Origin of the sequence: Rhizobium sp. BK376, assembly GCF_004341625.1 — a bacterium.
Lineage (GTDB): Bacteria > Pseudomonadota > Alphaproteobacteria > Rhizobiales > Rhizobiaceae > Rhizobium.
Genome location: NZ_SLZG01000013.1, coordinates 1 through 25,649 on the forward strand (window position 1 = coordinate 1; position 25,649 = coordinate 25,649).

Sequence of the window (25,649 nt, forward strand, 5' to 3'; positions counted from 1 at the left end):
ACGGCAAAGCGCAGATGGTCTTCCATCCGCTTGCCCATGACGACTTCGTCCTTGTTGTAGTGACGGAAGGCCAGCGGATTGGTGCTGTCAGGGCCCTCATACTTGATCTTCTGGATGTCGCCGAAAAATCCGGTGCTCATGTGATTCCTTTTCCTTCGGTCTGGGCGCAAAATTGAGGTACGTACCTCACGATATGTGATCTTGCGGTCCAGCGAAATGTTTTCGTTCGCACGCAGATACCTGCCCCGCGCGAACGACGTGCTTGGAGGGTGGTCAGCCGTTAGGAATTCTCAAGTCGCAGCAGTTACTTGACGGCTGCCGGATCGATCACCGAAACCTTACCATCGACGATATCCTTGCGAAGCTGCTCGACCTTCGCCATGACGTCCTTATCGGTCGCCGCCAAGCACTGGCTCGGCTTGATTGCTTCGGAGGTCGTCGTGAGCGCGACACCGCCCTCTTTCAAGCCCAGAACCGTGTCAGGTTTCAGCTCCCTCTTCTCAGCAGCGCGAACGCTGATTTCAATTGCGACGTCAGCGCGCTTTTCGACATTATCGAGAATTGCGGCGGGAGCGGACGGGCAATGATTGATATCGGGCATGACAACCGTTTTGCCAGGCATCGATTTGGCGGCATCGACCACGCCCTCACCTGAGGCACCGGCGGCAGCGATAATGGTATCCACGCCGTCGAAATAAAGCGACTGCGCGATCTGCGACGCGCGGGCTGGGTCAGAAAATGGATTGGAGCCGCCGACCCACTGAACCGGGCGAACCACGGCATCTGGGCTAGCATGCTTGACGCCCGCCAGGAACGCGTCAGTGTACCGGTGTATCAGGGGAATATCCACGCCGCCGATTGCCGCAAAGCCGCCTCCAGCCTTCATCCATCCCGCCTCTGCACCGGCCAAAAAGCTTACCTCATACTCTCTGAAGGTCACGCAATAGACGTTGTCGCCGCGATCCTTCGGGCAATAGTCGATGGCGATGAAGGTAGTCTTTGGATTGCTCTTGGCGATCGGTCCGAGTAAGTCCGAGAATTCGAAGCCGATGGAGACAACATACTTCGCCCCTTCCCTTGCCGCAGCGTCAAGATCGCGCTTGCGGGTAATCGGATCGACGCTTTCGAAGACCTTCGCGGTTCCGCCGATTTCCTTTGCAATTACCATGGCGCCGGTAGCGCCGCCCTTGAGGTACTCGTTCACGCCGAGCGGGTTCGGCGAAACGTAAACGACTGCGGGTGCTTCAGCGTGCGCCGAGGCCAACGCAATCGAGGACAGCCCAGCCGCCAGCGAAAGCATTTTAGAAGAAAGCATCATCATTCCCTCTTTTGTTATGCGCTTCCAGAATGTCCGGATGTTCAGCGCGTTCCCATTGCGATTATTATTACTTGACTGGATTGTTAGTCAATTTTTCGCTACTGATAGCCATAAAGAAGAATTTTGGCAAGCGAAAATGAGATATTTCCATTTCATCGTTACTGTGCCACAACGTGAAATTGACATTCGCAAGGGAATTCTAATGGGTTATCGCTCTGACGAAGTGGCCAGCATTATCCGCGACGCCATTACCAGCCATCGGCTGCTGCCAGGCGACAAGCTGGTTGAACGCGAGATCGTGGAGTCCCTGGGTGTCAGCCGCGTTGTGGCGCGCCAATCCCTAATACGGCTGTCTGAAGAGGGATTGGTCAAATGGCAGACCAATAAAGGCGCCTCAGTGGCTTTACCCGAGCTCGGCGAAGTGGTCGCACTGTTCGATGCACTCATCATGATAGAGCGCGCGATCATCGAGAAAGCTGCCGACTACGTGCATACCGAAGCGTGGGCGGATCTTCGCAGGCACGCCGACAACGAGCTCTGCCTCAAGCACGATCATCCGGTCAGCGCGGCAGATTTCCACCTGAAGCTCGCGGCCATGGTTCAAAACCAGTTCATCAGCGACTTTTACGACCGTCTCAACAAGAAGGCGGTGCTCCTTGCAGCGGTCTACGGCCAGGCAAAATCCGGGCGCCTGTTGATGCACGACCATGCACGAATTCTTGATCTCATTGAAGCCGGAAGGATCGATGAGGCAAAAAACCTTGCCGAGCGGCATCAGGGTGAGATTCTACGTGGCTATACTTTGAAGGAAGTGCGAGAGCACTCCGGCTTAAGGTCGCTCGGAGATATCCTTCGAGATACGACTCCCACACACCAGGATGCACCTGCCTCAGACAGCTAATGCCACCACCAGATAGAAAGGGCGGGTCGAATTGATTCTGCAAGCTCCCTCAGAGTGGCACGCAAATGTCAGTCTGATCCTAGTCGAGCTCCCGAAGATCGCGGGACGCCCACCATCGCCGAGAAGACCAGCGGTACCAGCTGCCCCGAGGCTCGGAACAGCCAGTTACAAGGAACCCTCCCACACCTTCGCAAAAAGCGCGACCGTCCTGCGTTGCTGGCTATTTGATCTAGCCCCGCGCTAAAACGATGCTGCCGTATGCGATGGTAGACCGATTGCGGTCACGATCGCGTTGTGATCTCAGTTTTTCCCATCAGTGCCCAAGCGTTTCCATCATGGCGGGAGAATATCGGTCGCCGGTCGCTGCACCGATTGGGGCCGCCTCGTCGAGTGCCGCCAATTCGTCCGGTCTTAGGATCAGGTCGGCGGCAGCAATATTTTCCTCCAGATATTTCGATCGTTTTGTTCCTGGGATTGGGACCGTCCCAACGTTCATCGTCCAGGCGATGGCCAACTGAGACGGTGTCACGTTTCTTGCCACGGCGATCTCCTTTATTTTTTCTACCAAACGGAGGTTTGCCTGCAAGTTGCCGCCTTGAAAACGCGGATCAAATCGCCGGAAGTCGTCTGGCGCAAGTTGGTTAAGATCTGTCAGGACGCCGGAAAGGAAGCCGCGGCCGAGCGGCGAGTAGGCGACGAAGCCGATCCCCAATTCGCGGATTGTATTCAGGACTTGATCGCGTTCAACGCCGCGCTCGAACAGCGAGTATTCGGTTTGGACGGCGGTGAGCGGATGGATGCTATGCGCCTTTCGGACGGTTATGGCGGATGCTTCTGAGACGCCAATCGTGCGCACCTTGCCCTCTCCGACAAGGATCGCCAGCGCACCTATCGTCTCCTCGATAGGCGTTTGCGGATCGATGCGGTGTAGATAGACTAGATCGACGAAATCCGTTCTGAGCCGGCGAAGCGACCCTTCAACGGCATTGCGAATATCGGACGGTTTGCCGGTGACAATCGGTTTGCCATTCATCATAGCGAGATCACCGTTGGCGGTGAATTGAAAACCAACTTTAGTTGCTAGGACAACGGCATCTCTCTTCCCCGTGAACGCGGTTGCCAGCAACTCTTCATTGGTAAAAGGGCCATAGACCTCGGCGGTGTCGAATAGCGTTACGCCATGATCAAGCGCTTGCGCCAGCGTCCTCAAGCTTTCGTGTTCATCGCCCGCCCCATAAGCGGCGCTCATTCCCATGCAACCCAACCCCTGGGCACTGACAACTAGTCCCTGACTCCCGAGTGGAATTTGTCTCATGAAATTCTTCTCCCTTGAATTGGATTGGCATCGATTGGGCCATTCGGGCGGATGCGACGTGAAGCGCCGTTACGCGGGCTGTGGTGCGCCATAAAGCCAGCCCGCGAAGGTGACGCGGTAGACCGATACTTGCAAAGTCTTGCACGATCCTGTCATTGATACTGCATGGGCGCATTTGCCTTGCCCAGCCGTTTGATTGCTGCTCGAATGCTGACCATGGATCCTCTCATCGAACTTCGAAAACGCATCATGCACCATTCCGGCTCAACAGATCTGGCAACCATCCAGACTGCTATCACCGGCGTCAAACTCTCTATCTGCAGCATCACGACCGAACCAATCGGCCACATATATGAGCCGGTGGTAGTATTGGTCGTCCAAGGGCGAAAGCGGACGGTGCTTGGCGAGCGCATCTTCGACTATGGGGTCGGTCAATACCTTGTCGTCCCAATCGAGCTGCCCATTATCAGTCGTATCGCGTCGGCGAAAGCGGACGAGCCGTTCCTGGCTATTGCTTTGACATTGCGATCGACATCAATTGTGTCACTTCTCCTCGATGCGGCTATACCGCAACGCAACCCCGCCGAGTTTTCGGGCCTGGGGGTCGGCACTGCATCGCCTGAGCTTGTCGATGCCATGCTGCGAATGATTCGTTTGCTCGATTCGCCAACGGATATTCCAATTTTGATGCCTGGGTTGGAACGAGAAATTCTTTGGCGCTTACTCAGCGCTGAACATGGCGGTCTCGTTCGTCAGATCGGATCGGTCGGCGGCCGATTGGCACAGATCGGCCATGCCCTCCGCTGGCTACGAAGCCGTTATGCTGACATCATCCGTATCGAGGATATGGCCGAACAAGCTGGGATGAGCGTGTCGACGTTTCACCGCCATTTTCGAGCCATTACCGCGATGACGCCGATTCAGTATCAAAAGCAAGTCCGCCTGCAAGAAGCTCGCATGCGCCTTCTGGCGGGGGCTGGCGATGTCGCGTCGGTCGGGTTCGCCGTCGGATACGATAGTCCTTCGCACTTTAGTAGAGAATATACTCGTCTCTTTGGGTTCCCGCCGGGCCGAGACGCGACGCGTCTCAAGGAGCTTCCATCAAAAGCTTGAGTTGTATTGCTGACCTTAGGAGGGACTTCTATGAAAGGTTCGACGCCCGATTTGCGGATGTCGTCAACATGATTGTCTATTCATCAAATAGAGCCATAGAACAACGCCGCACTCCATGCGAATGCAATGCATTCTATCGACTGAAGCAGGACAGGACGGACGTTGAAGCCGGCGACTTCATTTCGCTTCGAGCTTTTTGCTTACGATGAGGGCCTCCCAGGGCATTACCAATATCTCCTCCATAAGAACATGAACCGCCATATGGGGCTACTGCTTAGCGTGGAAAAGGCGCAGAGCTCGGCCCACTAACCTCGATCTGAGATACTCGATCACACTTTATCCAACGCTCCTGCCGTTCGGTTCTTCACCGCGGAACGTTTAGCTGCAATCCACGTCCTCGGAGCCCTTCGACAAACGCGGCACATCTTCGACTAGCATGCGCACGGACGCAATGGCCCTGTGCGGAGCACTAGAGGCACCGACGCTTCGGCATTGGATATCATAGCCACCTGAAAGATCACTGTTTCGAAGACCGGGCCTGTCGCTAACGCAGCCGGTCACTCTCGTAATTGACGGTAAAGTCAGCCGGCGGAGTCGGTCCCCAAATATAGAACGCATCCTCCGGGGCGTGATCCGCCGCAGGCCAATCGTAGTCGGCCGAGACGAAATCGATGTCTGCGGAATATTCCGCGTAACTGCCCCATGGATCGCGGACATAGTGAAAGTAGTTGGATCCCAGCACGTGGCGACCAAGGCCCCAGCCTCTGGCAAACCCTTTGTCGGCCATCTGCATGGCGCCGAGGCCGATATCGTTGATCGATCCGACATCCCAGCTGAGATGGTGCAGGCCCGGTGCGTCGGATTTGGCAAAGGCGACGAGATGATGATCGCTGCCGTGTACACCATGAAGAAAAGCGATCCCGTCCGCCGACCTGTCTGAGAGCCGAAGGCCTAGAACCCTGCAGTAGAATGTTACCGCCTTGTCGACGTCTCGCGTGAAGATCAGGACATGAGCAAGCCTGCGCGGCTGAACAGCAGGCGCACGCGAACGCAAGGGAGCGGCCGCTTGATTGGCCGGCACCGAAACATTTCGGAAGTCGGATTTCTCGCTCGGCGAGCTTTTCCCCGCCACCTGGATTTCGACGATATTGCCGTCATGGTCGCGGAACCAGATTCCGTTGGATTGAAACCCTGCGGGCGGATCGATCAAAGCCACGCCGCTCAATTCAACATGCTTGCGGAACATATCGAAATCGTCTTCGAATACGCCGAAGGATAGGAAGCTGAGCCGCTTGTGCGGCCCTTCCGACAGGCTTCCCCAGCGGTGCGCGTGGCCATGGGTGTAGAGACCAAGCGAATTGCCCTCTTCGCGCACGTCCAGACCGAAAGCGGAATAAAAATCGTTCGCAATCCGAAGGTCGGGAACCTGGATGTTGAAACTGTCCATCGAATGGATACCGAGCACGCCCGGCCTGCGGCTCGCATTAACGAAGCGTTTGATCGCCGTCATTGAAGCTCCTCCTCTTCCCTGCTTTGCCTGGCGTTCAGGCTGCCTCCCTGCCGAGGGTAACTTCATCGCGGATAGAATTGACGAGAAGGCCGATCCGTTCAATCTCCACTTCGCATAAGTCGCCTTCCTTCATGTAGAGCGGCGGCTTGCGGCCGGCACCCACGCCAGCGGGTGTACCAGTGACGATCACGTCACCGGGCTCAAGCGTCATCGTCTGGCTGAGGATCGATACGAGGGAGGCAACACTGAAAACCATATCGTCGATATTGGCGCGCTGTACTGACTGACCATTCAGGCGGGTTTCGAGGACGAGCCCCGCACAGCCCGGCGGAAGTTCGTCGGCCGTCACGAAGACGGGGCCGAAAGCGCCGGTCGAATCGAAGTTCTTGCCGATAGTCCATTGCGGTGTTGCGTGCTGATATTCGCGGATCGAGCCGTCATTGAAAATGGAATAGCCGATGACGTGCCGAAGGGCATCCTCTTCGGAAATCTTGGAACCGCCCTGCCCGATGACGGCAACGAGTTCGCCCTCGAAATCGAGTGTATCGGAAACTTTCGGCCGGACGATCTCGTCTCGGTGCCCGATCAGGCTGGAGCCGAAACGCGCAAAGACGGTCGGATATTTCGGCTGTGCATAACCAGACTCTGCCGAGTGATCCCGATAGTTCAAGCCAACGCAGAGGATCTTCGGCGAACGTGACAGAAGCGGCATGTAGCGGATCTCTTCTCGCGCTATCGTCTTTCCGTTCCGCAGGGCTTCGCCAGCAGCAGTCAGACCCTGCCCGCCGGCTGCTACCAACGCATCCAGCGTCCCCGGAAATTCCGGATCGGTTACGAAAAGCCCGCGCAGCGTGCCATTCTCTTCAATGGCCAATCCTTCATCGCCACCCAGTCCAAATCTTACAAATCTCATGATGTGTCCTCCATCTGATGTGATAGATATCTGTTACAATAAAATATTTGTCAAATAAAAATATATTTTCTTTTCGAAGGACGTATGTTATCGATCGTGACATGTCGACCGCCGGGGGTGCGGCCAAGGAGGAGCAATCATGAAAAACTATGATCTTGCCATTATCGGGCGCGGACCAGTCGGTCTTGCCCTGGCTGCGCTTGCAGCGCAGCTGAAGCTGAAGGCGGTCGTCATAGAAAAACACAGGGACCTCTATGCCTTGCCGCGCGCCGGGCATGTCGATCACGAGATCGTTCGGCTCTTCCAGTCTCTCGGCGTCGCAGATGCCATGCTGGCCGACAGCTATCCCACGACCGAATATGTCTGGGTCAACGCGCAGCGTGAACTATTGCTTGAATTCGACTGGGGTGCCAAGGGTATCTCCGGCTACAATTCCGACTACATGCAGTTCCAGCCGGTTTTCGAGGCTGCTCTCAGCGACAAGCTTTCTTCCGCCGAAACAGTGGATCAGCTGCTCAGCTGGGAAGCGCGGTCCATGACCGAGGATGCAGACGGCGTGGAGTTGCAGCTCGCGCGTACGAAAATGGTGCCGGGCCAGATACGCCCCGTCGCAACGGACGAAATGCAGACGATCCGCGCCCGCTACGTCGTTGCTGCCGATGGCGCCAACAGCAGTGTCCGACGCATGCTGAAGATCGAACGCGACGATTTCGGCTTCAACGAGAAATGGCTCGTCGTAGACGCTCGCAAGAAGCGCGACTTCTCGCTGGATTTCGATTGCGGCCAGATCTGCGATCCGAGGCGTCCGGTCACCGTGCTGCCGCTCGGCAAGCGTCATCGCCGGTGGGAATGGGCAATGATGCCCGGCGAAACCGCCGCAGATCTCGAAAAACCCGAGGCGGCGTGGAGACTGCTGGCCGAACAGAATGTCTTTCCGGACGATGTCGAAATCATTCGCCAGCTCGTCTACACATTCGAGGCGCGCCATGCTCAGCAATGGAGCAAGGGACGAATTTTCCTCGCCGGCGATGCAGCTCACACCACACCTCCCTTCATGGGACAAGGTATGTGCTCCGGCCTGAGAGACGCGAAGAACCTTTCCTGGAAGCTGGATCTGATCGCCCGCGGCATTTCCGAACCTTCTCTGCTCGACACCTATGAGCGGGAGCGCTCCCCCCATACGCGCGACTGGACGATCATATCGCTCGAAGCCGGCAAGGTGCCCTGCACGCTCGATCCGGAAGAAGCGCGCCTTCGCGATGAGAAATTCCGCGAGGGCTGGATGCCGCCGATGCCGGACTTCCCGAAGCTTGTCGACGGTATTCTGGCTTCACCGGAAATCGGCTCGCCAGCCTATCTCAATGGTACGCTCAGTCTGCAGGCTGCGGTGAAAAGGGACGGCAGCGTTACGCTATTCGATGAGTTTTTCCCCAGCACACGTTTCGTCCTCGTCAGCTCCGTTGCCAATCCGGCCTCCGTCCTGTCACAGAGCCAGATCGACAGGCTTGAGGCTATCGGGGTCTGGTTCGTCCATGTCGGCACCGGTCCAGATGCCGACGTAGAGGATATCGACGGTGCTTACGCCGCCTATTTCCGCGACAACCATATCGAGGCCGTCGTCCACCGCCCTGATTTCTACGTCTTTGGCGCCAGCGAGAAACTCGCGAATCTTGGCGCGCTCGTCGACGACCTGCTGAACCAGTTGCATCTTAGTACCAATGTCGACGCCCCGCGGACGGAAACAACACATCAGGATCGCGCCGATGCCCACTGAAACCCGACTCCATGCCGAGGGCCTTGCGTGGCCGGAATCGCCGCGTTGGCGTGACGATGTGCTCTATATCTCCGATGTGCACAATTTCCGTATCGCCAAAGTATCCGCCAACGGCGAGGCGGAAACCTTGTGCAACGTGGAGGGACGTCCCGCCGGCATGGACTTCACCGCGGATGGCAGCCTGTTGCTGGCAACAGGAATCGGCCGCCAGCTTTTCAGCGTCGATCCCGCAACCGGAGCTATGCAACTCAAGGCATCGCTTCCGCCAGCTGACAATTCCTATCTGAATGACCTCGTCGTGCATTCAAATGGATGGGCGTGGTTTGGAGATACCGGATTTCGATTCGGTGTGGACGAGCCGCAGGAAAGTGGCTGCCTTTGGGCCTATCATCCGCAGAAGGGGTTGAGGCAGGTTGCCACGGACATCTTCTTTCCGAACGGCCTCGTCATCAGCCCTGATGGAGCGACCCTTTACGTCGCCGAAACCTTCGGCAAGCGGATTTCCGCCTTCGACATAGGCGCTGATGGCGGCCTGACCAACAGGCGCATTCACGCCGAACTGCGCGGCGAACCCGATGGACTTTCCCTGGATGGTGAAGGCTGCCTCTGGGTGCCGCTCCTGTTTCTGGGCGAGTTCGTGCGTATCACCCCAGAAGGACAGGAAATCGAAGCAATTGGTTTTCCTGGCATGAATGCCATTGCTTGCATTGGCAGCGGTGAGGATCGCAAGACGTTGTTTCTCTGTGTCTGCAACGCAGACCGCAGCAATCCGCAGAAGCCGGTTCTGAGCGGTGCAGTTCATGTCGCCCTGCCTGTCTCGCACGGAGTCGGAAGGCCGCAGTAAAATATCTTCTCAACAATAAAATATATTTTCTTTGACATAATGTTTTTAATGTTATAGAAAATATCAATGAGCGAAGCTTTCGAATCCACGACCCAGGCCGATCAGGTTCATAGCGAATTGCGATCGGCCATATTGAGCGGAGCACTCGCTCCCGGGGAGCGGATTCGAATGAACTTTGTTGCCTCGGATATGTCGGTCAGCCTGGGCGCTGTGAGGGAGGCACTCTCCCGACTCGCGGCAGAGGAGATCGTCATCGCAACGGCGCAACGCGGCTATCGGGTCGCATCGCTCTCGGCGGAAGAACTGAATGACCTGACCGAAACGCGCATCGCTCTGGAGCAGATCTGCCTCCGCGCCTCGATCGCCGAGGGGGGCGTGGAATGGGAAGCCTTATTGGCTGGCGCACTGCATCGTCTGCTGCGGCTACCGGAATTCGAGAACGGTGACTGCCTGCAGTTGAGCATGGCCTGGTCGCGTGCCCACGACAGCTTCCATACGGCCCTGGTTTCCGGGGCTCGGAGCGTGTGGATGAGCAAGTTTCGCAGCTCGCTCTATCGGCAGGCGGAGCGCTACCGGCGTCTCTCGGTGCCTCTGCGAACAGGGGATCGCGACGTGGCGGGCGAGCATCGCCAGCTTTGCGAGGCGGCCCTTGCCCGCGATGCGGAAAGTGCCTGTGCGCTCATGCGTTCGCACCTAGTGCGAACAAGCGAAATCCTGTTGCGATCGCCATTGCTGATGACGACGGACCAGTTGAAGGCAACAGGCAACTGAATGGAATTGCCGGAGGGAGCCGGCCATTGGATCAAGTGGAGGAGAAAACCATGATCGTCAGAACGATAATTTATACTGCGATGCTTGCATCCAGCGTCGTAGCGCTTGCCCATGCTGAGGCAGCGGGCAAGAAACTCACCTTGTTGACCGGTCCGACCGAGGATCGCCTGATCAGCGCCTTTTCGCATGAGTTCGATAATAAGGCGAAAGCGGCGGGAATGACGGTCACCCAGTTGACCAGCCCGTTCGACCCGGCCCTACAAGCCCAGCAGCTTGACGACGCCATCGGCCAGAAGCCCGACATGATCGTCCTGCAGCCGCTAAGCTCCGGTGCCGTTACGCCGGGCTTGCAGCGGGCCAAGGCCGCGGGAATTCCGGTCTTTCTCGTCATTTCTCAGGTCGATAAGGGCGATGGATTGTCCGTCGGCACGATGGCGCTCGATGATTTTAAATCGGGCGAGCTGGCCGCGGAGGCCATGATTGCCGGGTTGAAGGCCGGTGGCCGCCAAACCGCCAAGGTGGCCGCAATCACCGGATCGCTCGCTGAGGGTATTGCCCCGAGGCGTCTCGAGGGCTTCAAGGCACGTCTCGCCAAAGAGCCGTGGATCACGCTTGCTCAGGTCGAAGATGCGCAATGGATCCCGCCGGTGACCGAGCAGATTGCCGGTCAGATGTTCACCAAATATGCAGCCGATGGCGGCCTGGATGCCATTTACGGCATGAATGACGCGATGGCGAATGCCATTATCCAAGCTGCGGACAGTGCCGGCATCGACTTGGGAACAGCTCCCGGTCAGTTGCTTGTCATCGGTGGGGGCTGCCAGGAGTCGGGAATCCGTAACATGCAGGCGGGCAAGCAATATGCAACGCTAAGCGGCCCTCTTCCGTCCTATGACGGCCCGAAGGCGGCCGAGCTGATCGCCGACTATTTCTCCGGCAAGGACATCCCGAAACTCAGCGTCACCACGCCGCTGGAAGTCGTTTCCCGCGGCAATCTGGACAGCTACGCGAAGTCCTGCAGCTTCTGACCAATGTAACCTCATACCGTCGACAGGAGGACACAATGACGAACGAGCACGGTTCGGCCGAATCCGTACGCCTATCGGTACGGGGCCTAGCGAAGCGTTTCGGCAGTATCGCGGCGATCGAGGATGTGTCACTCGATCTGCATCAAGGTGAAGTTCGTGCATTGTGCGGTGGAAACGGTGCAGGAAAGAGCACACTCGTCAAGATATTGACGGGTGTGCTGGCTCCGAGCGAAGGCACACTTGATGTCGACGGCCGGCGATGCAACTTCCGCAATCCTATCGATGCCCAACGCGCCGGCCTGACGCTCGTCGCACAGGAACTGAGCCTTGCGCCAGACCTCTCCGTGCACGACAACCTTTGGCTCGGCCACGCCAGTGCGCCGTTCGTGCGGCGCACCGCTAAAAGTGCCGTCATGGCAAGGGAAGCACTCGATGCCGTCGGGCTGGAATCGACCGGTCTCGATGTCAAGGCACGCGACCTCGCCCTAGCAGAGCGACAATTGCTGGAGATCGCGCGCGGACTGGTGCGCAACGCGTCCGTTCTGATCCTCGACGAGCCGACCGCGACCCTATCCGAGCGGGAAATCGACAAGGTCTTCGATGCGGTCCGCCAACTGAAGGCACGGAAGTGCTCCGTCATCTACATCACCCATCGCATGGGCGAAGTCTACGATCTCTGTGATTCCGTGACGGTGATGCGCAATGGACGCGTCGTTGCGACACAGCCAGTCGCGGAAATGCCGCGGGATCGTCTCCTGGAACTGATGATCGGCAGGGAGCTGACGGATGTCTATCCGCCGGCCACCCGCCAGCCCGGCGAGGTGATGCTGGATGTCTCGGATCTGCACGTGCCGAAAACGATCGAGGGCTTCGATATCCAACTGCGCGCTGGCGAGATTGTCGGCGTCGTCGGGCAGATCGGCTCGGGCGCAACAGAAAGCATCCGCGCTCTCGCCGGCCTCGTTCACAATGCCCGCGGCGACGTGACAGTGGGCGGGCGAAAACTGCGCCTTGGCATGCCGGCGGCCGTGCTGAAATCGGGCGTGCGTTTCGTATCCGAAGATCGCGCGAGCGAAGGCGTGTTCCTCGACATGTCGGCACGCACGAACCTCGTGGCAGCACGTCTTGACGAGGTGTCAAGCAAGGGGCTGCTGCCAGCGGGCCGCCTCGGCCGCATCGCCAGCTTGCTTGCACAGCAGGTCGGTTTCGATCCTTCGCGCCTGCATTTGGCGGCCGGTCGGCTCAGCGGCGGCAATCAGCAAAAGCTTGCCATTGGGCGATGCTCCGATCGTCAGATACCCGGCGTGATTCTGATGAATGAACCCACGCGCGGGGTCGATATGGGCGCGCGCGCCGAAATCTATCAGACGCTCAGGCGGCTATGTGATGATGGCAACGCCGTTCTTCTTGCTTCAACCGACCTCGAAGAGGTTGTCGGCCTCGTCGACCGGGTCGTCACGATGTTCCGAGGCCGGATCGTCGGTGTACATGAACGTGGCGAATTCACAGAAACGGCCATTCTATCTGAAATCACCAACGCGCAGGAGGCGGCATGAGCGTAGTTAGCGAAATCTCACCATCACCGGCGAAGCGGACCAGAAGCAGGCGCATGATGACCCCGTCTCTGGCAAACCTTGCAAAGCTGCTTGCAATTGGACTTCTGGTCGGTCTGGCATTGTCCACGCCCGGGTTCTTCACCCGCCCCAGCCTTATCGCGCTTGCCAACGCCATGTCGCTTGTTGGCTGTGTTGCCCTTGCTATGACGTTCGTGACACTCGGCGGCTATATCATGTCCTTCAGCCTCGGGGCGACGGCGTCGGTCACCGGCATCGTGTTCATGGCCGTGCTCGGCCACGGCTTCGTCCTTGCCGCCTTCACCGCAGTTCTTTTGGGTATTGTCATCACAGCGCTTCAGGGCGGGATCATAGGCGCCCTGCGTGCAAATCCCATCATCGTCTCATTGGCGGCTTATGCACTGCTGATCGGCCTGACACAGATCATTGTCGGTCCGAAAATGGACGCGCCGAACCTCGATTATCAGTTTCTGAAGGGACGTCTTGCCGACATCCCCATCTCCTTTCTCGTTTTAGCGGCATTGGCGATACTGGCTCAGGTGATCATGACGTTCACGCGTTTCGGCCATGAACTCATGCTCGTGGGAAGCAATGCACGTGCGGCTGAGGCGGCGGGGATCCACGTCACGCGCGTGACAATCATTGCCTATGCCCTGGCAGGCGCGCTGGCTGCCATTGGCGGTATTCTGATCGCTTCCCGTTTCGGTACCGCGGACATGCAGACGGCGCGCGGCTTTGAATACACAGCCATCGCCGCCGTCTTGATCGGCGGGACGGCGATCGGCGGCGGCCGTGGGTCCATGCTCCAGACTTTTCTCGGCATGGCAGCGATCGCAGTCATCAACGCGCTGGCCTTGCTTCAGGGATTCAGCATGGAATTTCAGCGGCTGACGATCGGTCTTGCGGTGCTGGCCGTCGTCATTCTCCAAGGCGTTGGACGGAGGAACTAACGATGCGAAATTGGTTTAGCGAAGAAAGGGGCGCAGGCGCGATTTTCGTCCTCGTGGCTTGCGCGCTTGCTGCGGCGCTCGCCGTACAGGGCACCGCGTCAACCCAACTCGTGCTGTTCAGCATCTTGCAGTATTTCGCGACCATAGCGCCGGTGGCGCTCGGGCTCGGGCTGACGATGGTCGCCCGCGAATTCGACCTGTCGGTCGGCGGCGTCATGAGCCTTTCGGGCTGTATCGCAGTCACGATCGGAGCGGGTGATCCGATAGCAGGGGCGGCTGCCGGCATCGTCGCGGGCCTTGCGATCGGACTGCTGCAGGGCCTTACCATCACCGGGCTTGGCCTCAGTTCCATCTCCGTGTCATTAGGAACGCTGATGACGACGGCAGGGCTTGCCTATATCGTGACCGGCAACCTGACCGTATCGCTCGGACGGCCGGATCTGTCTGCCGCGATCAATGAACCGATCCTCGTCATCTTTTCCTGGCGCAGTTTGTTTGCCGTCGGTTGCATTGTCATCGCTGGCTTGGTCTTCCGCTGGACCCGCATCGGCGTGGATCTCGTGGCAACCGGCTCGGAACGAGTCGCGGCCAGAACGGCTGGCGTGAAAACAGGGCCGATGGTCGCAGCAGTATTCACCGTCTCCAGCGGGCTTGCCGCAGCAAGTGGCGTACTGCTCAGCTACGGGCTATCGGTCGCATCGCCCTCGGGTCTCACCGATGTCTTGGTGCCCGCGATTTCGGCTGCCATCATCGGCGGAGTTTCGTTGGCAGGTGGTCGCGGGAGCCCAGTCGGAATAGCTTTCGGCGCGCTCGTTCTATGCCTGCTCAACGCTGGCCTGAATGCACTTGGTGTGTCGCCTACCGCCCAGCAGGTCATTCTGTCGGCAGTGCTTTTTGCAGTGGCGATTTCGTCTGCACCCCGGTTCTATCAGCTTCTCGATCGATAAGATGCGTTTCGTCGCTAAGGTGGTAATCCAGGTCAGAAACCTATATCTGCATTTGAAATAGATTCTGGGATCAAATGCGAGAAGATCATGGCAACGCAGCCGGCACTTACACAGGCCGACAATGTTTATGAGCGACTCAAGGCCGACATATTGAGTTGCCGTTTGCGGCCCGGTGCGAAGATACGCATCAATGAGGTCGCCCGCGACTTTGAAGTCAGCATGGGCGCGGTGCGCGAAGCGCTCTCGCGGCTTGCTGCCGAGGACATGGCGGTGGCGACCGCGCAGAAGGGCTTCAGTGTACCAGATGTCTCAATTGCCGACCTCGTGGACCTGACCGAAACGCGGATCAAGATCGAAGACCTGTGTATCCGGGCGGCGATAAAAACCGGCGATATCGAGTGGGAGACGGCTCTAGTAGCAGCTTTCCACCGGATACAGCGCCTTCCCGAGACTGAGACCGATGGCGACAAACTCATCCTCAGTGAACGCTGGGCGGCAGCACATCAACAGTTTCATCAAGCGATCGTCGCAGCCTGCAAGAGCCCGTCGTTGATGAAAATCCGAGCCGTGCTCTATGCTCAGACGGAGCGCTATCGAAGGCTCTCAGTGCCGATGCGAACGATCGATCGCGACGTTGCGGGAGAACACAAAGCGATCTTCGACGCCGTCATTGCTCGCGATGCAAATCGCGCTGTTGCACTGATGGAAAGCCATTTGCAATTAACAACGGATATTCTCATACAATCTCTGACCGGTGTCGCGGCCATCTAGCCAAAAAAACAGTGGTTGGTCTTCGCTGAACAGCTGATCAATGAAGTTTTGGGCACCGATTATTTCAACTTCGATATTGCCATGTCCCGGCTTTATGGAACTCGTTTCGGGGCGCTATTGCGACCAGCACGCCGGTTGACCGTTTTCTCGGCGATGCTGGGTGGGTGTGGGTTGCCCTCTATGAGGCCGACCACATCCCTTTGGGTAGAAAATTTACATTCCGAGGCAGGTCTCAGCGCGGGAAAAGTGCGGATGTGTATAGGCGGCGCACGCACTAAGGATCGTTACCGCGGAGCGCTTCTCGATGTGCGAGTGGTTAGTTTCGACCATCCTGAACAGTCCATCTGGCGAAAAAGTCTCGGCGCGATGGAGTTTTCGACAGTAGCTTATGGAGACACGGACACAACCGAATTAACGCTCTCGTTCGAGAGCATCCGCTCTTCCTTATGACGCTCGAGCGTGATCAGGCACGCATTTCACCCCCGTTTATGTCTGTCTCACGTAAAATGATGCTCGTACAGGCAGATATTTGAACTCACGGCCTTCGATTTAGTGTGATTGCAGGCGGGGATGAGTGCCGTCTGTTACGATTGCGAACTATCTAAGGTAGCGAGAAAAGAAGACGCCGCACATTCAGAGAGATGCGCGGCGCGAGGAACAGCGGTACTCGCCGCCAGCTTCCATCTCCGTCAAGCAAGAATTACTAGATCAATGCTGATCGCATACGATGCTGGGGGGCCGCACAGCAAAAGATCACCGGATGCCGCAAAAAGAGATGTGGGATCGGTCAGCACTCCCTGCGCATGCTCTCTGAAAGGCCCGATCCAAGAATATGTCCCTGCATCGACAATTGCCCCTGCGGATTGATAGGGGCATTCCCTATGCCCAGTCGTGCCACTCAAAAAGATCCAAGGGCGATCTAGCGGCGATCGATCAGCTGCTAGAGCAAATCCCAATGCCAGCTGTTTGTTGCACGGACCTCTTTTCGTGCGGCCGCGTACGATTGCGATGGACCCCTTAATAGGTGAGGCGTTTTCGGCGAGCTCCAGCAACTCGGTCGCTGCGATCGATGCATCACCCATAGCAGGCAGGTCAGGCGCCAATACAGTCTGGCAGTTTCGATATGCTGCGTCCCGGACTGCGTTTAAGCAAATCAGCTGTACTATTCGAGGGTGAAGAAGCACGCTGTTCGATCCCGTGGGCGGCAATGCTTTGAAGGCCTCTTTGAAAAGCTCCTTGGCCAGCGATCGCATTTCGATAATCAATTGCGCTGAATGGTGATGCGTCATCATTATTGTTCCTCTGGATCTCGGATGGCGCAGTGTTATTTGCTTGCGACTATCGAATAAGGATCGCCCTGAAGTCGTTGACGTTGGTGCCTGTCGGTCCTGGGACGAAGAGAGCGCCTATCGCGTTGAAGGCGGACCAGCTGTCGTTGCTGGCCAGGAGATCGCCGGCATCCATCTGGCGGCTGAGAAGACGGTCGTTGGTTGTCCCATCGGCGAAGGCACCGGCATTGTCCTCGGAGCCATCGATGCCGTCGGTATCGGCGGCGAGTGCGGAAATGCCTCTGAAACCTGCAATGCCGCGGGCGAAGGAGAGCAGAAACTCGCCGTTGCGCCCGCCCCTGCCCTTTCCCGTGATCGTGACCGTCGTCTCACCGCCCGAAAGCAGAACCACGGGCTTGGAAAACGGCTGGTCGCGGCGGGCGACCTCGGTGGCGATCGCCGCATGCATGCGGCCGATCTCGGAAGCCTCTCCTTCGATTGCGTCGGAAAGGATGACCGCATCGACGCTGGCATCGCGGGCAGCTTTTGCCGCCGCCTCCAGAGAGACCAAGGCCGATGCCACCAGTCGGACTTGGTCTCTGGAAAAGCAGGCATTGTCAGGCTGCGGAGCCGGATCCCTCGCTTCGCGGATATGACGGACCACGGCGTCGGGGAGATCGAGCCGGTACCGATCGATCAGCCGTAAGGCATCGGCGGCGGTGCTTGTGTCCGGAATGGTCGGTCCCGAGGCCACGAGGGCGAGATTGTCGCCTGGAATATCGGAAACGACCAGCGAGACGACACGGGCCGGATGGGCGAGCGCCGCCAGTCTGCCGCCCTTGATCCGCGAGATTTGCTTGCGCAGGGCATTCATCGCATCGATCGGAGCGCCTGACGACAACAGCGCCCTGTTGACGGCGATCTCGTCGGCGAGCGTCAGGTCGCCGGCGGGTGCCGGAAGGAGTGCCGAGCCGCCGCCGCAGATCAGGGCGACCACGAGGTCGTCCCCGGTCAAGCCGGTGACTGCAGCCATAAGCCTGGCGGAAGCCGTAAGCCCGTTTTCGTCAGGCACCGGATGGGCGGCTTCGAGGATATCGATGCGGTCACAGGGCACGGCATAGCCGTAGCGGGTAACGACGGTGCCAGACAGCGGACCATGCCACAGCCGTTCGAAGGCGCGGGCCATCTGGGCTGCGCCTTTGCCGGCACCGATGACAACCGTGCGGCCTTTCGGCTTCTCAGGCAGGCAGCCGGCCAGCACCTTCTCCGGATCGGCCGCAGCGACGGCAGCATGGAAAAGGCCTTCCAGAAAAGCGCGCGGGTTTGTTATCGGCGGCATGGGCTGCTCCTGATCTTGGGACGGCTGGCCAAAAGCGACTTCCGGCTAGCCGGGTTTTCACCCGACGGCATGGTTCGCCATCCTCTCCAGCGCCTTGACGAGACCGGAATGGTCAAGCCCGCTGTCACCATTGGCGGCGCATTGGTTGAAGAGTTCCTGCGTCGCGGCCGTGTTCGGCAGCGAGACGCCGAGCGCCTTGGCGCCCTGGAGGGCGAGATTGAGATCCTTCTGGTGCAGCGAGATGCGGAAGCCCGGATCAAAGCTGCGCTTGATCATGCGCTCGCCATGTACTTCGAGGATGCGCGAGGAAGCAAAGCCGCCCATCAGCGCTTCGCGCACCCGCGCCGGATCGGCGCCTGCCTTGGAGGCAAAGACCAGTGCTTCCGAGACCGCCTCGATCGTCAATGCGACGATGATCTGGTTGGCGACCTTGGTGACCTGGCCATCGCCGCAATCACCGACCAGCGTAATGTTCTTGCCCATCAGTTGGAGCAACGGCAGAGCCCGGTCGAAGCTTTCCTGCGAGCCGCCGGCCATGATCGAGAGCGAAGCATTTTTTGCACCGACCTCACCACCGGAGACGGGCGCATCGATATATTCGGAACCGGTTTCGCGCACCCTCCTGGCGAATTCCCTGGTCTCGATCGGCGAGATCGAACTCATGTCGATGACGAGCTTGCCTTTGGAAAGACCGTAGGCGACGCCGTTCTCACCGAAGAGCACATCCTTCACCTCCGGCGTACCCGGCAGCATGAGGATGATGGTATCGACGGCCTCGGCAAGCGCTTTCGGCGTGTCGACGAATGTCAGGCCATTGTCGATGAGTTCCTGGCGCGGCGGGATGAAGAATTTCGAGGTGACGATGGTGTGGCCGGCATCCTGGAGATGGCGCGCCATGGGCGTGCCCATGATGCCGAGGCCGATGAATCCGATGGTTGCCATGATCTAGCTCCTGATCTTGAGAATGTCTGCGCTTCTGGTCTGCCGGCCGGCCGAGGTGAACCAGCCGAGCCCGGCCTCCGTCGTGGTGCGCGGCTTGTATTCGCAGCCGATCCAGCCGTCGTAACCGAGCGCATCGAGGGTATCGAAGACGAAGGGATAGGCGATTTCGCCGGTGCCCGGCTCGCCCCGGCCGGGATTATCGGCCAGCTGGACATGGGCGATTTTCGCCTGATGCTTTTTGAACGTGCCGATCAGTTCGCCCTTGGTGCGCTGCTGGTGGTAGAGGTCGTACTGGATGAAGAGATTGTCGCTGCCGACCTCCGCTATGATCGAGGCGGCTTGATCCGGCGTATTGAGGTAAAAGCCCGGAATATCGAAGCGATTGACGGGCTCGATCAGCAACCGGATGCCAGACTTGCCGAGCTCGTTTGCTGCATGCTTCAGGTTGGTGACGAAGGTGGTGCGCAGCACCTCGTCCGACAGGTCAGCCGGCGCAATGCCCGACAGGCAATTGACCTTTGTGCAGCCGAGCGCCGTCGCATAATCGATGGCCGAGGCGACGCCGCGGCGGAACTCGTCGATACGGTCCGGCAGGATGGCGATGCCGCGCTCCCCACCGGCCCAGTTACCGGCCGGCAGATTGTGCAGCACTTGCGTCAGGCCATTGAGATCAAGGGCGGCGCGCAGCGCCTCCTTGTCGAAATCATAGGGGAAGAGATATTCGACGCCCTCGAAGCCGGCCTTGGCGGCCAGCGCGAAGCGCTCGAGAAACGGCACCTCATTGAAGAGCATGGTCAGATTGGCCGCGAATTTCGGCATGATTGTCTCCCTGAAACGGCCCGTTCTCAGTCCAGCAAGGCCAGCGTGGCGGTCGGGGCGTCCTGTCCGTGTTCGGCAAGCTCTTCGAACTCGACCACGGCGTTGATGTCGGCGCCCATGGCGATGTTGGTGACGCGCTCGAGGATGAATTCGATGACGACGGGAACCTGGTGCTCCTGCATCAGTTGCTTTGCCGTTACAAAAGCCTCCTGGATTTCGTTGGGGCTGCGCACGCGGATCGCCTTGCAGCCGAGGCCTTCGGCCACCGCGACATGATCGACGCCGTAGCCCGGCTCGGCATCGTCGGAAGCATTGATGTTCTCGAAAGCGAGGCTGACCTCGAAATCCATGTTGAAGCCGCGTTGGGCCTGGCGAATGAGGCCGAGATAGGAATTGTTCACGACCACATGCACGTAAGGCAGCTTATGCTGCGCGCCGACCGCAAGCTCCTCGATGAGAAACTGAAAATCATAATCGCCGGAGAGCGCGACGATCGAGCGGTCCGGATCGGCGGCGCGCACCCCGAGCGCGGCCGGCAGCGTCCAGCCGAGCGGGCCGGCTTGGCCGCAATTGATCCAGTTGCGCGGCTTGTAGACATGCAGGAACTGCGCGCCGGCGATCTGGCTGAGGCCGATGGTCGAGACATAACAGGTGTCGCGGTCCAGTGCCTTGTTCATTTCCTCATAGACACGCTGGGGCTTCAAGGGCACTTGGACGAAATGGGTCTTGCGCAGCATCGTGCGCTTGCGATCACGGCACTCGCCGGCCCAGGCGGACCAGTCCCGCAATTTGCCGGCCGTCTTCCACTCCGTAGCAACGTCGAGGAACAGCTTCAGCGCAGCACCGGCATCGGAGACGATGCCGAAATCGGGCGCGAAGACCCGGCCGATCTGGGTCGGTTCGATGTCTATATGGACGAATTTACGGCCTTCCGTATAGGTCGGGACGTTGCCGGTATGGCGGTTGGCCCAGCGATTGCCGATGCCAAAGACGAAATCGGAGGCAAGCAGCGTGGCATTGCCGTAGCGGTGCGAGGTCTGCAGGCCGCACATGCCGGCCATCAGCGGATGATCGTCGGGGATCGCGCCCCAGCCCATCAGTGTCGGAATGACGGGAACGCCGGTGATTTCTGCAAATTCGACGAGCAGGTCCGAAGCATCGGCATTGATGATGCCGCCGCCGGCGACAATCAGCGGGCGCTCGGCCTCGTTCAGCATAGCCAGAGCTTTTTCGGCCTGGGCGCGGGTGGCCGTCGGCTTATAGGCTCCGAGCGATGCGTAGGTCTCGATGTCGAACTCGATCTCGGCAAGCTGGACGTCGATCGGCAGATCGATCAGGACCGGCCCTGGACGACCGGACCGCATGGTGTGGAATGCCTTCTGGAAGACGAAGGGAACCAGCCCCGGCTCCATGACGGTTACCGCCCATTTGGTAACGGGGGCTGCGATCTTGGCAATATCGACTGCCTGGAAATCCTCCTTGTCGAGGCGCGCGCGCAGCGCCTGGCCGGTGATGCACAGGATCGGGATGGAATCGGCGGCAGCCGAGTAGAGGCCGGTGATCATATCCGTGCCGGCCGGGCCTGACGTGCCGATGCAGACGCCGATATTGCCGGCCCGAGCGCGGGTATAGCCCTCAGCCATATGGCTTGCGCCCTCGACATGGCGGGCGAGGATATGGCGAACCGAGCCGCCCGCCTTCAACGCCGAATAGAATGGATTGATCGCAGCGCCGGGAACGCCGAAGGCGCAATTGACGCCTTCTCGCTCCAGAACCAGCACAGCGGCATCGACAGCACGCATTTTTGCCATGGGGGTATCCTCCGTATCTCTGAAAAGAAGGTACCGGATCTAGGGGCACGCGCAATCATAAAATGGAAATCAATACCACTCTGTGGAAATAAACATTTTCAACGAATCTGGAACAATCGAGCTATGCCGTTTATGTCATGAACATAGAGAGCAGGAGTAAGCGGCATGGCGGAGCGTCAGGAGAAGACAAAGGGAAGACCGGGCAGGAAGCCTGCGGAGAATGCCGTGCCGTCATCGGTGCAGGTGCTCGACCGCAGCCTGAAACTGCTGGAACTGGTGGCCGAAGCCGATGGCGCCGTTCTGACCGAACTTGCCGACCAGTCCGGCATGGCGCCCTCGACGGTACACCGGTTGCTGACGTCGCTGGCCCATCACGGCATGGTGACGCATGACGGCGAGACCGGCGCCTGGACGATCGGTGTGAAAGCCTTCGAGATCGGCACGGCCTATCTGCGCTTCCGCAAGCTCGGCACCATCAGCCGGCCGTTCCTGAAACAGCTGATGGAAGGCTGTGGCGAAACGGCCAATATCGCCATCGAGGACGACGGCGACGTGGTGTTCATCTCCCAGGTGGAAAGCCATGCGCCGATGCGCGCCTTCTTCCGCCCCGGCCGGCGCGGGCCGATCCATGCGTCGGGCATCGGCAAGGCAATCCTGTCGACCTGGCCGGACGCGCGCATCGAGGCGGTGCTTTCCGGCCGGTCGCTACAGCATTTTACCGACAGGACCCGCGATACGATCCCAATGCTGCTGAAAGACATCGAAACGATCCGCACCCGCGGCTGGTCGATCGACGACGAAGAGCACACGCTCGGCATGCGCTGCGTGGCAGCCCCGATCTTCGATGAATATGGCGAAGCGGTTGCGGGGATTTCGGTCTCCGGCCCGGCGGTACGACTACCCGACAGCAAGATCGATGCCTTCGGGCCGCTTGTGAAAGCCGCCGCAGAAGGGCTGACAAAAGCGATGGGTGGAAGGCTGCGAAAAGCCTGACCGACGGCGAAAGCCGCCGCACCCCTCGGGATGCGGCGGCGCGAATGGCAGGCGCACGATTAAATCATCAGGCGTTTTCGAGTTGTCGATCGAGGGCCATCTTGCGCCTGGTGCCCTTGCCCTTCATCGGCTTGCCGGCGACATAGACTTCCGTCACGCATCGATCGTCGCCCATGGTCTGGAGGATGAAGAGTTCCTCCAGCAGCGATTTCGCTGTCCGCATGCGATATTCCATTGCCGACTTGGCACTGGAATCCAGCACGACGATATCCGCATCCGCCCCGGCGTGCAGAGAACCGATCTGCTTTTCCAGTCCGAGCGCGCGGGCATTGCCGAGCGTCATCCGGTAGAAGGAGTTGAAAGGTGTCAGCCGCTGGCCCTGCAGGTGCAGAACCTTATAGGCCTCGTCCATCGTCTCCAGCATGGAGAAGCTGGTGCCGGCGCCGACATCGGTCGCCACGGACCAGCGGGCACTGAGCCTGTCGAAACCGGCGGCGTCGAAAAGCCCCGAGCCGAGGAAGAGGTTCGACGTCGGGCAGAAGACGCCGACTGCGCCGGTTTCCGCCAGCACGGAAATTTCCCGCTCGCTCATATGGATGCAATGGCCGAGCAGCGTGCGATCGTTGAGCAAGCCGTAGCGGGCGTAAATATCCGTGTAGTCTTTCGCCTCGGGATAGAGTGAGGTGGCAAAGGCAATCTCGTCGCGGTTTTCCGAGAGATGGGTCTGCACATAACAGGAAGGATGTTCGGCGACGAGCGTCTTGCTCATCTCCATCTGCTCGGGCGTCGAGGTAATGGCGAAGCGCGGGCTGATCGCATAATGGCTGCGGCCGCGGCCATGCCACTTTTCGATAAGCCGCTTGGTCTCGTCATAACCGCGCTCAGGCGTGTCGCGCAACGCTTCCGGCGCATTGCGATCCATCATCACCTTGCCGCCGATCATGCACATACCGCGCGCCTCGGCCGCAGCAAAATAGGCATCGACGCTTTCGGGATGCACCGAGCAATAGGCAACGGCCGTGGTCGTGCCATTGGACAGCAATTCGTCCATGAAACGGTCGGCAACTTCGGCCGCATGGGCCGCGCCGGCAAACTTCTGTTCCTCGACGAAAATATAGGTGTTCAGCCATTCAAGCAGCTGGGCGCCATAGGAGGCGATCGCCTGCGTCTGCGGGAAATGCAGATGCGTGTCGATCAGCCCGGGCAGGATGAGGTTCGGCCGGTGATCCGCGACATCCGCATCGGCGCCCGCGAGTTTGCGCATGTCGCCATAGAACCCGATCTCGACGATCTTGCCGTTGCTCACGAACACGGCGCCATCTTCGATATAGCGATAGGAGGCGGTGTCATCGATGCCCTGCGGCTCGGCAACGAAGGTCAGCACGCGGCCGCGGATCAGTAATTTACTCATTGGGTCTTCTCTCCACTCGTTGCGCTTTCATACCAGGAGACGAGCAGGCGGCGCTCCTCGTCGGAAATCTGGGTGACATTGGCCGGCGGCATGGCATGGGACCGACCGGCCTGCAGGTAAATCTCACGGGCATGGGCCGCGATATCGCCATCCGTTTCGAAGACGACACCCTTGGGCGGCCGGACGATGCCCTCCCATCCCGGCTCCTTGGCATGGCACATGGAACAGCGCCCGAGTATGGTATCGCGCACCTTTGGAAAGGCCTGAGCCGAGATAAAGGGCTGCTGGAGCGCCGAAATCCGCGCATTTTCCGTTTCGCGCGTCAGCACTTTCGGCACGGTCGAAAGCCACATGATGATGATGAACAGCACGACGGTGACGAGCCAGGTCCAGGTCGGGTTCCCTGCATTGGCGTGGCGGGTGTTGAAATAGTGACGGATGGTGACGCCCATCAGGAAAACCAGCGAGGCAATGATCCAGTTGAACTGGGTGCCGAAGGCCAACGGATAGTGGTTCGACAGCATCAGGAACAACACCGGTAGCGTCAGATAGTTGTTATGCGTCGAGCGCTGCTTGGCGATCCGGCCATATTTCGGATCGGGCTTGCGGCCGGCAATCAGGTCGGCAACGACGATCCGCTGGTTTGGCATGATGATGAAGAAGACATTGGCCGACATGATCGTCGCCGTGAACGCGCCGAGATGCAGGAAGGCGGCGCGGCCGGTAAACAGGTGGGTATAGCCCCAGGCGACGGCGACCAGGATGAAATAGAGCGCCACCATCAGCCGCGTGTTGTCATTGCCGAAGGGCGATTTGCACAGAAGATCGTACATGATCCAGCCGAGCGCGATCGAGCCCAGCGAAATGCCGATCGCCACCGGCTTGGAAACATTGAGCACGGCCGGATCGATCAGGTAGAGATCCGCCCCGGCATAATAGACGAGACAGAGCATGGCGAAACCCGACAGCCAGGTGGCGTAGCTTTCCCATTTGAACCAGACGAGATGGTCCGGCATGTTGGCGGGCGCCACGAGGTATTTCTGGATGTGGTAGAAGCCCCCGCCATGAACCTGCCATTCTTCCCCATAGGCGCCGGGCGGAAGATCGGGACGCTTCTTCAGGCCGAGATCGAGCGCGACGAAATAGAAGGACGACCCGATCCAGGCGATCGCCGTGATCACATGCAGCCAGCGGACGGCAAAGGTCAGCCAATCCCAGGCAATGGCAAATTCGTACATAGTGACCTCCCGGTTCTCGGATACGGTTCTGCCATCGCGCGACTTCTCCGGAAATCCCGTGAAATCCTCGAACACTTTCAAAAAAATCTATAAGATCGC

22 protein-coding genes and 2 pseudogenes are annotated in these 25,649 nt (G+C 59.0%); 12 read left to right on the forward strand and 12 right to left on the reverse strand.

Translation table 11 applies throughout. From position 1 onward, the window contains the following. Together EV561_RS24390 and EV561_RS24395 are read right to left on the reverse strand one after the other, a co-directional pair. Positions 1-140, reverse strand: a pseudogene (locus tag EV561_RS24390) (xylose isomerase); the annotation flags it as partial. Between the two features lie 164 nt (positions 141-304). After that, a complete protein-coding gene (locus tag EV561_RS24395) occupies positions 305-1,318 on the reverse strand; it encodes a BMP family ABC transporter substrate-binding protein (RefSeq protein WP_207910583.1) in 1,014 nt (337 codons plus the stop codon). Between the two features lie 37 nt (positions 1,319-1,355). On the opposite strand from EV561_RS24395, the gene EV561_RS24400 reads away from it, so the two are divergent. Further along, on the forward strand, positions 1,356-2,219 hold the full coding sequence (locus tag EV561_RS24400) for a GntR family transcriptional regulator (RefSeq protein ID WP_165927898.1): 864 nt from the start codon (positions 1,356-1,358) through the stop codon (positions 2,217-2,219). 313 nt (positions 2,220-2,532) lie between these two features. On the opposite strand, the gene EV561_RS24405 is transcribed toward EV561_RS24400, so the two are convergent. Then, on the reverse strand, positions 2,533-3,474 hold the full coding sequence (locus tag EV561_RS24405; RefSeq protein ID WP_245512886.1) for an aldo/keto reductase: 942 nt from the start codon (positions 3,472-3,474) through the stop codon (positions 2,533-2,535). A gap of 225 nt (positions 3,475-3,699) precedes the next feature. Between EV561_RS24405 and EV561_RS24410 the strand changes: the two genes are divergently transcribed. Together EV561_RS24410 and EV561_RS37935 are read left to right on the forward strand one after the other, a co-directional pair. Further along, positions 3,700-4,647, forward strand: a complete 948-nt coding sequence (locus EV561_RS24410) for an AraC family transcriptional regulator (RefSeq protein WP_207910584.1) — start codon at positions 3,700-3,702, stop codon at positions 4,645-4,647. 128 nt (positions 4,648-4,775) lie between these two features. Further along, positions 4,776-4,956 (forward strand): annotated as a pseudogene (locus tag EV561_RS37935) (hypothetical protein); the annotation flags it as partial. Positions 4,957-5,191: 235 nt separating this feature from the next. Here EV561_RS37935 and EV561_RS24415 read toward each other — a convergent pair. Then, positions 5,192-6,157 carry a VOC family protein gene (locus EV561_RS24415; RefSeq protein WP_132525346.1) on the reverse strand — a complete coding sequence of 322 codons (966 nt, stop codon included), beginning with the start codon at positions 6,155-6,157 and terminating at the stop codon, positions 5,192-5,194. A 34-nt stretch (positions 6,158-6,191) separates the two neighbouring features. Further along, positions 6,192-7,070 (reverse strand): fumarylacetoacetate hydrolase family protein, encoded by an 879-nt coding sequence (locus EV561_RS24420; protein ID WP_132525348.1) that lies wholly within the window; start codon positions 7,068-7,070, stop codon positions 6,192-6,194. Positions 7,071-7,209: 139 nt separating this feature from the next. On the opposite strand from EV561_RS24420, the gene EV561_RS24425 reads away from it, so the two are divergent. From EV561_RS24425 to EV561_RS24460, 8 genes are all read left to right on the forward strand, one after another. Beyond that, entirely contained in the window at positions 7,210-8,844 is a 1,635-nt protein-coding gene (locus tag EV561_RS24425; protein ID WP_132525350.1) for a bifunctional 3-(3-hydroxy-phenyl)propionate/3-hydroxycinnamic acid hydroxylase, read from the forward strand. Continuing rightward, the gene (locus EV561_RS24430; RefSeq protein WP_165927899.1) at positions 8,834-9,688 is read left to right on the forward strand and encodes an SMP-30/gluconolactonase/LRE family protein; all 855 of its coding nucleotides are present in this window, start codon (positions 8,834-8,836) and stop codon (positions 9,686-9,688) included. The genes EV561_RS24425 and EV561_RS24430 overlap by 11 nt, the downstream gene beginning before the upstream one ends. 66 nt (positions 9,689-9,754) lie before the next feature. Next, the gene (locus EV561_RS24435) at positions 9,755-10,459 is read left to right on the forward strand and encodes an FCD domain-containing protein (protein ID WP_132525354.1); all 705 of its coding nucleotides are present in this window, start codon (positions 9,755-9,757) and stop codon (positions 10,457-10,459) included. A gap of 50 nt (positions 10,460-10,509) precedes the next feature. After that, positions 10,510-11,487, forward strand: coding sequence for a sugar ABC transporter substrate-binding protein (locus tag EV561_RS24440; RefSeq protein WP_132525356.1), 978 nt, complete (start codon positions 10,510-10,512; stop codon positions 11,485-11,487). Between the two features lie 35 nt (positions 11,488-11,522). Next, positions 11,523-13,043: a sugar ABC transporter ATP-binding protein gene (locus EV561_RS24445; protein WP_132525358.1), complete on the forward strand. Its 1,521-nt coding sequence runs from the start codon at positions 11,523-11,525 to the stop codon at positions 13,041-13,043. Positions 13,044-13,096: 53 nt separating this feature from the next. Then, complete coding sequence (locus EV561_RS24450) at positions 13,097-14,011, forward strand: hypothetical protein (RefSeq protein WP_165927900.1); 915 nt, start codon at positions 13,097-13,099, stop codon at positions 14,009-14,011. A gap of 2 nt (positions 14,012-14,013) precedes the next feature. After that, positions 14,014-14,958 (forward strand): ABC transporter permease, encoded by a 945-nt coding sequence (locus EV561_RS24455; RefSeq protein WP_132525362.1) that lies wholly within the window; start codon positions 14,014-14,016, stop codon positions 14,956-14,958. An 87-nt stretch (positions 14,959-15,045) separates the two neighbouring features. Further along, the gene (locus tag EV561_RS24460; RefSeq protein ID WP_132525364.1) at positions 15,046-15,729 is read left to right on the forward strand and encodes an FCD domain-containing protein; all 684 of its coding nucleotides are present in this window, start codon (positions 15,046-15,048) and stop codon (positions 15,727-15,729) included. Positions 15,730-16,418: 689 nt separating this feature from the next. On the opposite strand, the gene EV561_RS24465 is transcribed toward EV561_RS24460, so the two are convergent. The 5 genes from EV561_RS24465 to gcl are packed head-to-tail and all read right to left on the reverse strand — an operon-like array spanning position 16,419 to position 21,908. Continuing rightward, a complete protein-coding gene (locus tag EV561_RS24465; protein WP_132525366.1) occupies positions 16,419-17,021 on the reverse strand; it encodes a hypothetical protein in 603 nt (200 codons plus the stop codon). Positions 17,022-17,067: 46 nt separating this feature from the next. Next, positions 17,068-18,336, reverse strand: coding sequence for a glycerate kinase (locus EV561_RS24470; RefSeq protein WP_132525368.1), 1,269 nt, complete (start codon positions 18,334-18,336; stop codon positions 17,068-17,070). A 57-nt stretch (positions 18,337-18,393) separates the two neighbouring features. Next, on the reverse strand, positions 18,394-19,278 hold the full coding sequence (locus EV561_RS24475; RefSeq protein ID WP_132525370.1) for a 2-hydroxy-3-oxopropionate reductase: 885 nt from the start codon (positions 19,276-19,278) through the stop codon (positions 18,394-18,396). A gap of 3 nt (positions 19,279-19,281) precedes the next feature. Then, entirely contained in the window at positions 19,282-20,097 is an 816-nt protein-coding gene (hyi, locus tag EV561_RS24480; protein ID WP_132525372.1) for a hydroxypyruvate isomerase, read from the reverse strand. 26 nt (positions 20,098-20,123) lie between these two features. Continuing rightward, positions 20,124-21,908 carry a glyoxylate carboligase gene (gene gcl, locus EV561_RS24485; protein WP_132525374.1) on the reverse strand — a complete coding sequence of 595 codons (1,785 nt, stop codon included), beginning with the start codon at positions 21,906-21,908 and terminating at the stop codon, positions 20,124-20,126. 165 nt (positions 21,909-22,073) lie between these two features. Here gcl and bhcR point away from each other — a divergent pair, with 165 nt between their 5' ends. Next, on the forward strand, positions 22,074-22,901 hold the full coding sequence (bhcR, locus tag EV561_RS24490) for an HTH-type transcriptional regulator BhcR (RefSeq protein ID WP_132525376.1): 828 nt from the start codon (positions 22,074-22,076) through the stop codon (positions 22,899-22,901). A gap of 67 nt (positions 22,902-22,968) precedes the next feature. Here bhcR and guaD read toward each other — a convergent pair whose 3' ends face one another. Then, positions 22,969-24,312, reverse strand: coding sequence for a guanine deaminase (gene guaD / locus EV561_RS24495; RefSeq protein WP_132525378.1), 1,344 nt, complete (start codon positions 24,310-24,312; stop codon positions 22,969-22,971). After that, on the reverse strand, positions 24,309-25,550 hold the full coding sequence (locus EV561_RS24500) for a urate hydroxylase PuuD (RefSeq protein ID WP_132525380.1): 1,242 nt from the start codon (positions 25,548-25,550) through the stop codon (positions 24,309-24,311). Before EV561_RS24500 ends, guaD begins: the two co-directional genes overlap by 4 nt. Positions 25,551-25,649 lie beyond the last annotated feature (99 nt).

Bases quoted from the DNA above. Each gene is read 5' to 3' on its own strand.
- bhcR (WP_132525376.1), top strand. From the start codon at position 22,074: ATGGCGGAGCGTCAGGAGAAGACAAAGGGAAGACCGGGCAGGAAGCCT.
- EV561_RS24500 (WP_132525380.1), bottom strand. From the start codon at position 25,550: ATGTACGAATTTGCCATTGCCTGGGATTGGCTGACCTTTGCCGTCCGC.
- EV561_RS24425 (WP_132525350.1), top strand. From the start codon at position 7,210: ATGAAAAACTATGATCTTGCCATTATCGGGCGCGGACCAGTCGGTCTT.
- EV561_RS24430 (WP_165927899.1), top strand. From the start codon at position 8,834: ATGCCCACTGAAACCCGACTCCATGCCGAGGGCCTTGCGTGGCCGGAA.
- EV561_RS24400 (WP_165927898.1), top strand. From the start codon at position 1,356: ATGTTCAGCGCGTTCCCATTGCGATTATTATTACTTGACTGGATTGTT.
- EV561_RS24395 (WP_207910583.1), bottom strand. From the start codon at position 1,318: ATGATGCTTTCTTCTAAAATGCTTTCGCTGGCGGCTGGGCTGTCCTCG.
- EV561_RS24455 (WP_132525362.1), top strand. From the start codon at position 14,014: ATGCGAAATTGGTTTAGCGAAGAAAGGGGCGCAGGCGCGATTTTCGTC.
- EV561_RS24460 (WP_132525364.1), top strand. From the start codon at position 15,046: ATGGCAACGCAGCCGGCACTTACACAGGCCGACAATGTTTATGAGCGA.
- guaD (WP_132525378.1), bottom strand. From the start codon at position 24,312: ATGAGTAAATTACTGATCCGCGGCCGCGTGCTGACCTTCGTTGCCGAG.
- EV561_RS24450 (WP_165927900.1), top strand. From the start codon at position 13,097: ATGATGACCCCGTCTCTGGCAAACCTTGCAAAGCTGCTTGCAATTGGA.
- EV561_RS24445 (WP_132525358.1), top strand. From the start codon at position 11,523: ATGACGAACGAGCACGGTTCGGCCGAATCCGTACGCCTATCGGTACGG.
- EV561_RS24475 (WP_132525370.1), bottom strand. From the start codon at position 19,278: ATGGCAACCATCGGATTCATCGGCCTCGGCATCATGGGCACGCCCATG.
- EV561_RS24435 (WP_132525354.1), top strand. From the start codon at position 9,755: ATGAGCGAAGCTTTCGAATCCACGACCCAGGCCGATCAGGTTCATAGC.
- EV561_RS24465 (WP_132525366.1), bottom strand. From the start codon at position 17,021: ATGATGACGCATCACCATTCAGCGCAATTGATTATCGAAATGCGATCG.
- EV561_RS24405 (WP_245512886.1), bottom strand. From the start codon at position 3,474: ATGGGAATGAGCGCCGCTTATGGGGCGGGCGATGAACACGAAAGCTTG.
- EV561_RS24470 (WP_132525368.1), bottom strand. From the start codon at position 18,336: ATGCCGCCGATAACAAACCCGCGCGCTTTTCTGGAAGGCCTTTTCCAT.
- gcl (WP_132525374.1), bottom strand. From the start codon at position 21,908: ATGGCAAAAATGCGTGCTGTCGATGCCGCTGTGCTGGTTCTGGAGCGA.
- EV561_RS24415 (WP_132525346.1), bottom strand. From the start codon at position 6,157: ATGACGGCGATCAAACGCTTCGTTAATGCGAGCCGCAGGCCGGGCGTG.
- EV561_RS24410 (WP_207910584.1), top strand. From the start codon at position 3,700: ATGGGCGCATTTGCCTTGCCCAGCCGTTTGATTGCTGCTCGAATGCTG.
- hyi (WP_132525372.1), bottom strand. From the start codon at position 20,097: ATGCCGAAATTCGCGGCCAATCTGACCATGCTCTTCAATGAGGTGCCG.
- EV561_RS24440 (WP_132525356.1), top strand. From the start codon at position 10,510: ATGATCGTCAGAACGATAATTTATACTGCGATGCTTGCATCCAGCGTC.
- EV561_RS24420 (WP_132525348.1), bottom strand. From the start codon at position 7,070: ATGAGATTTGTAAGATTTGGACTGGGTGGCGATGAAGGATTGGCCATT.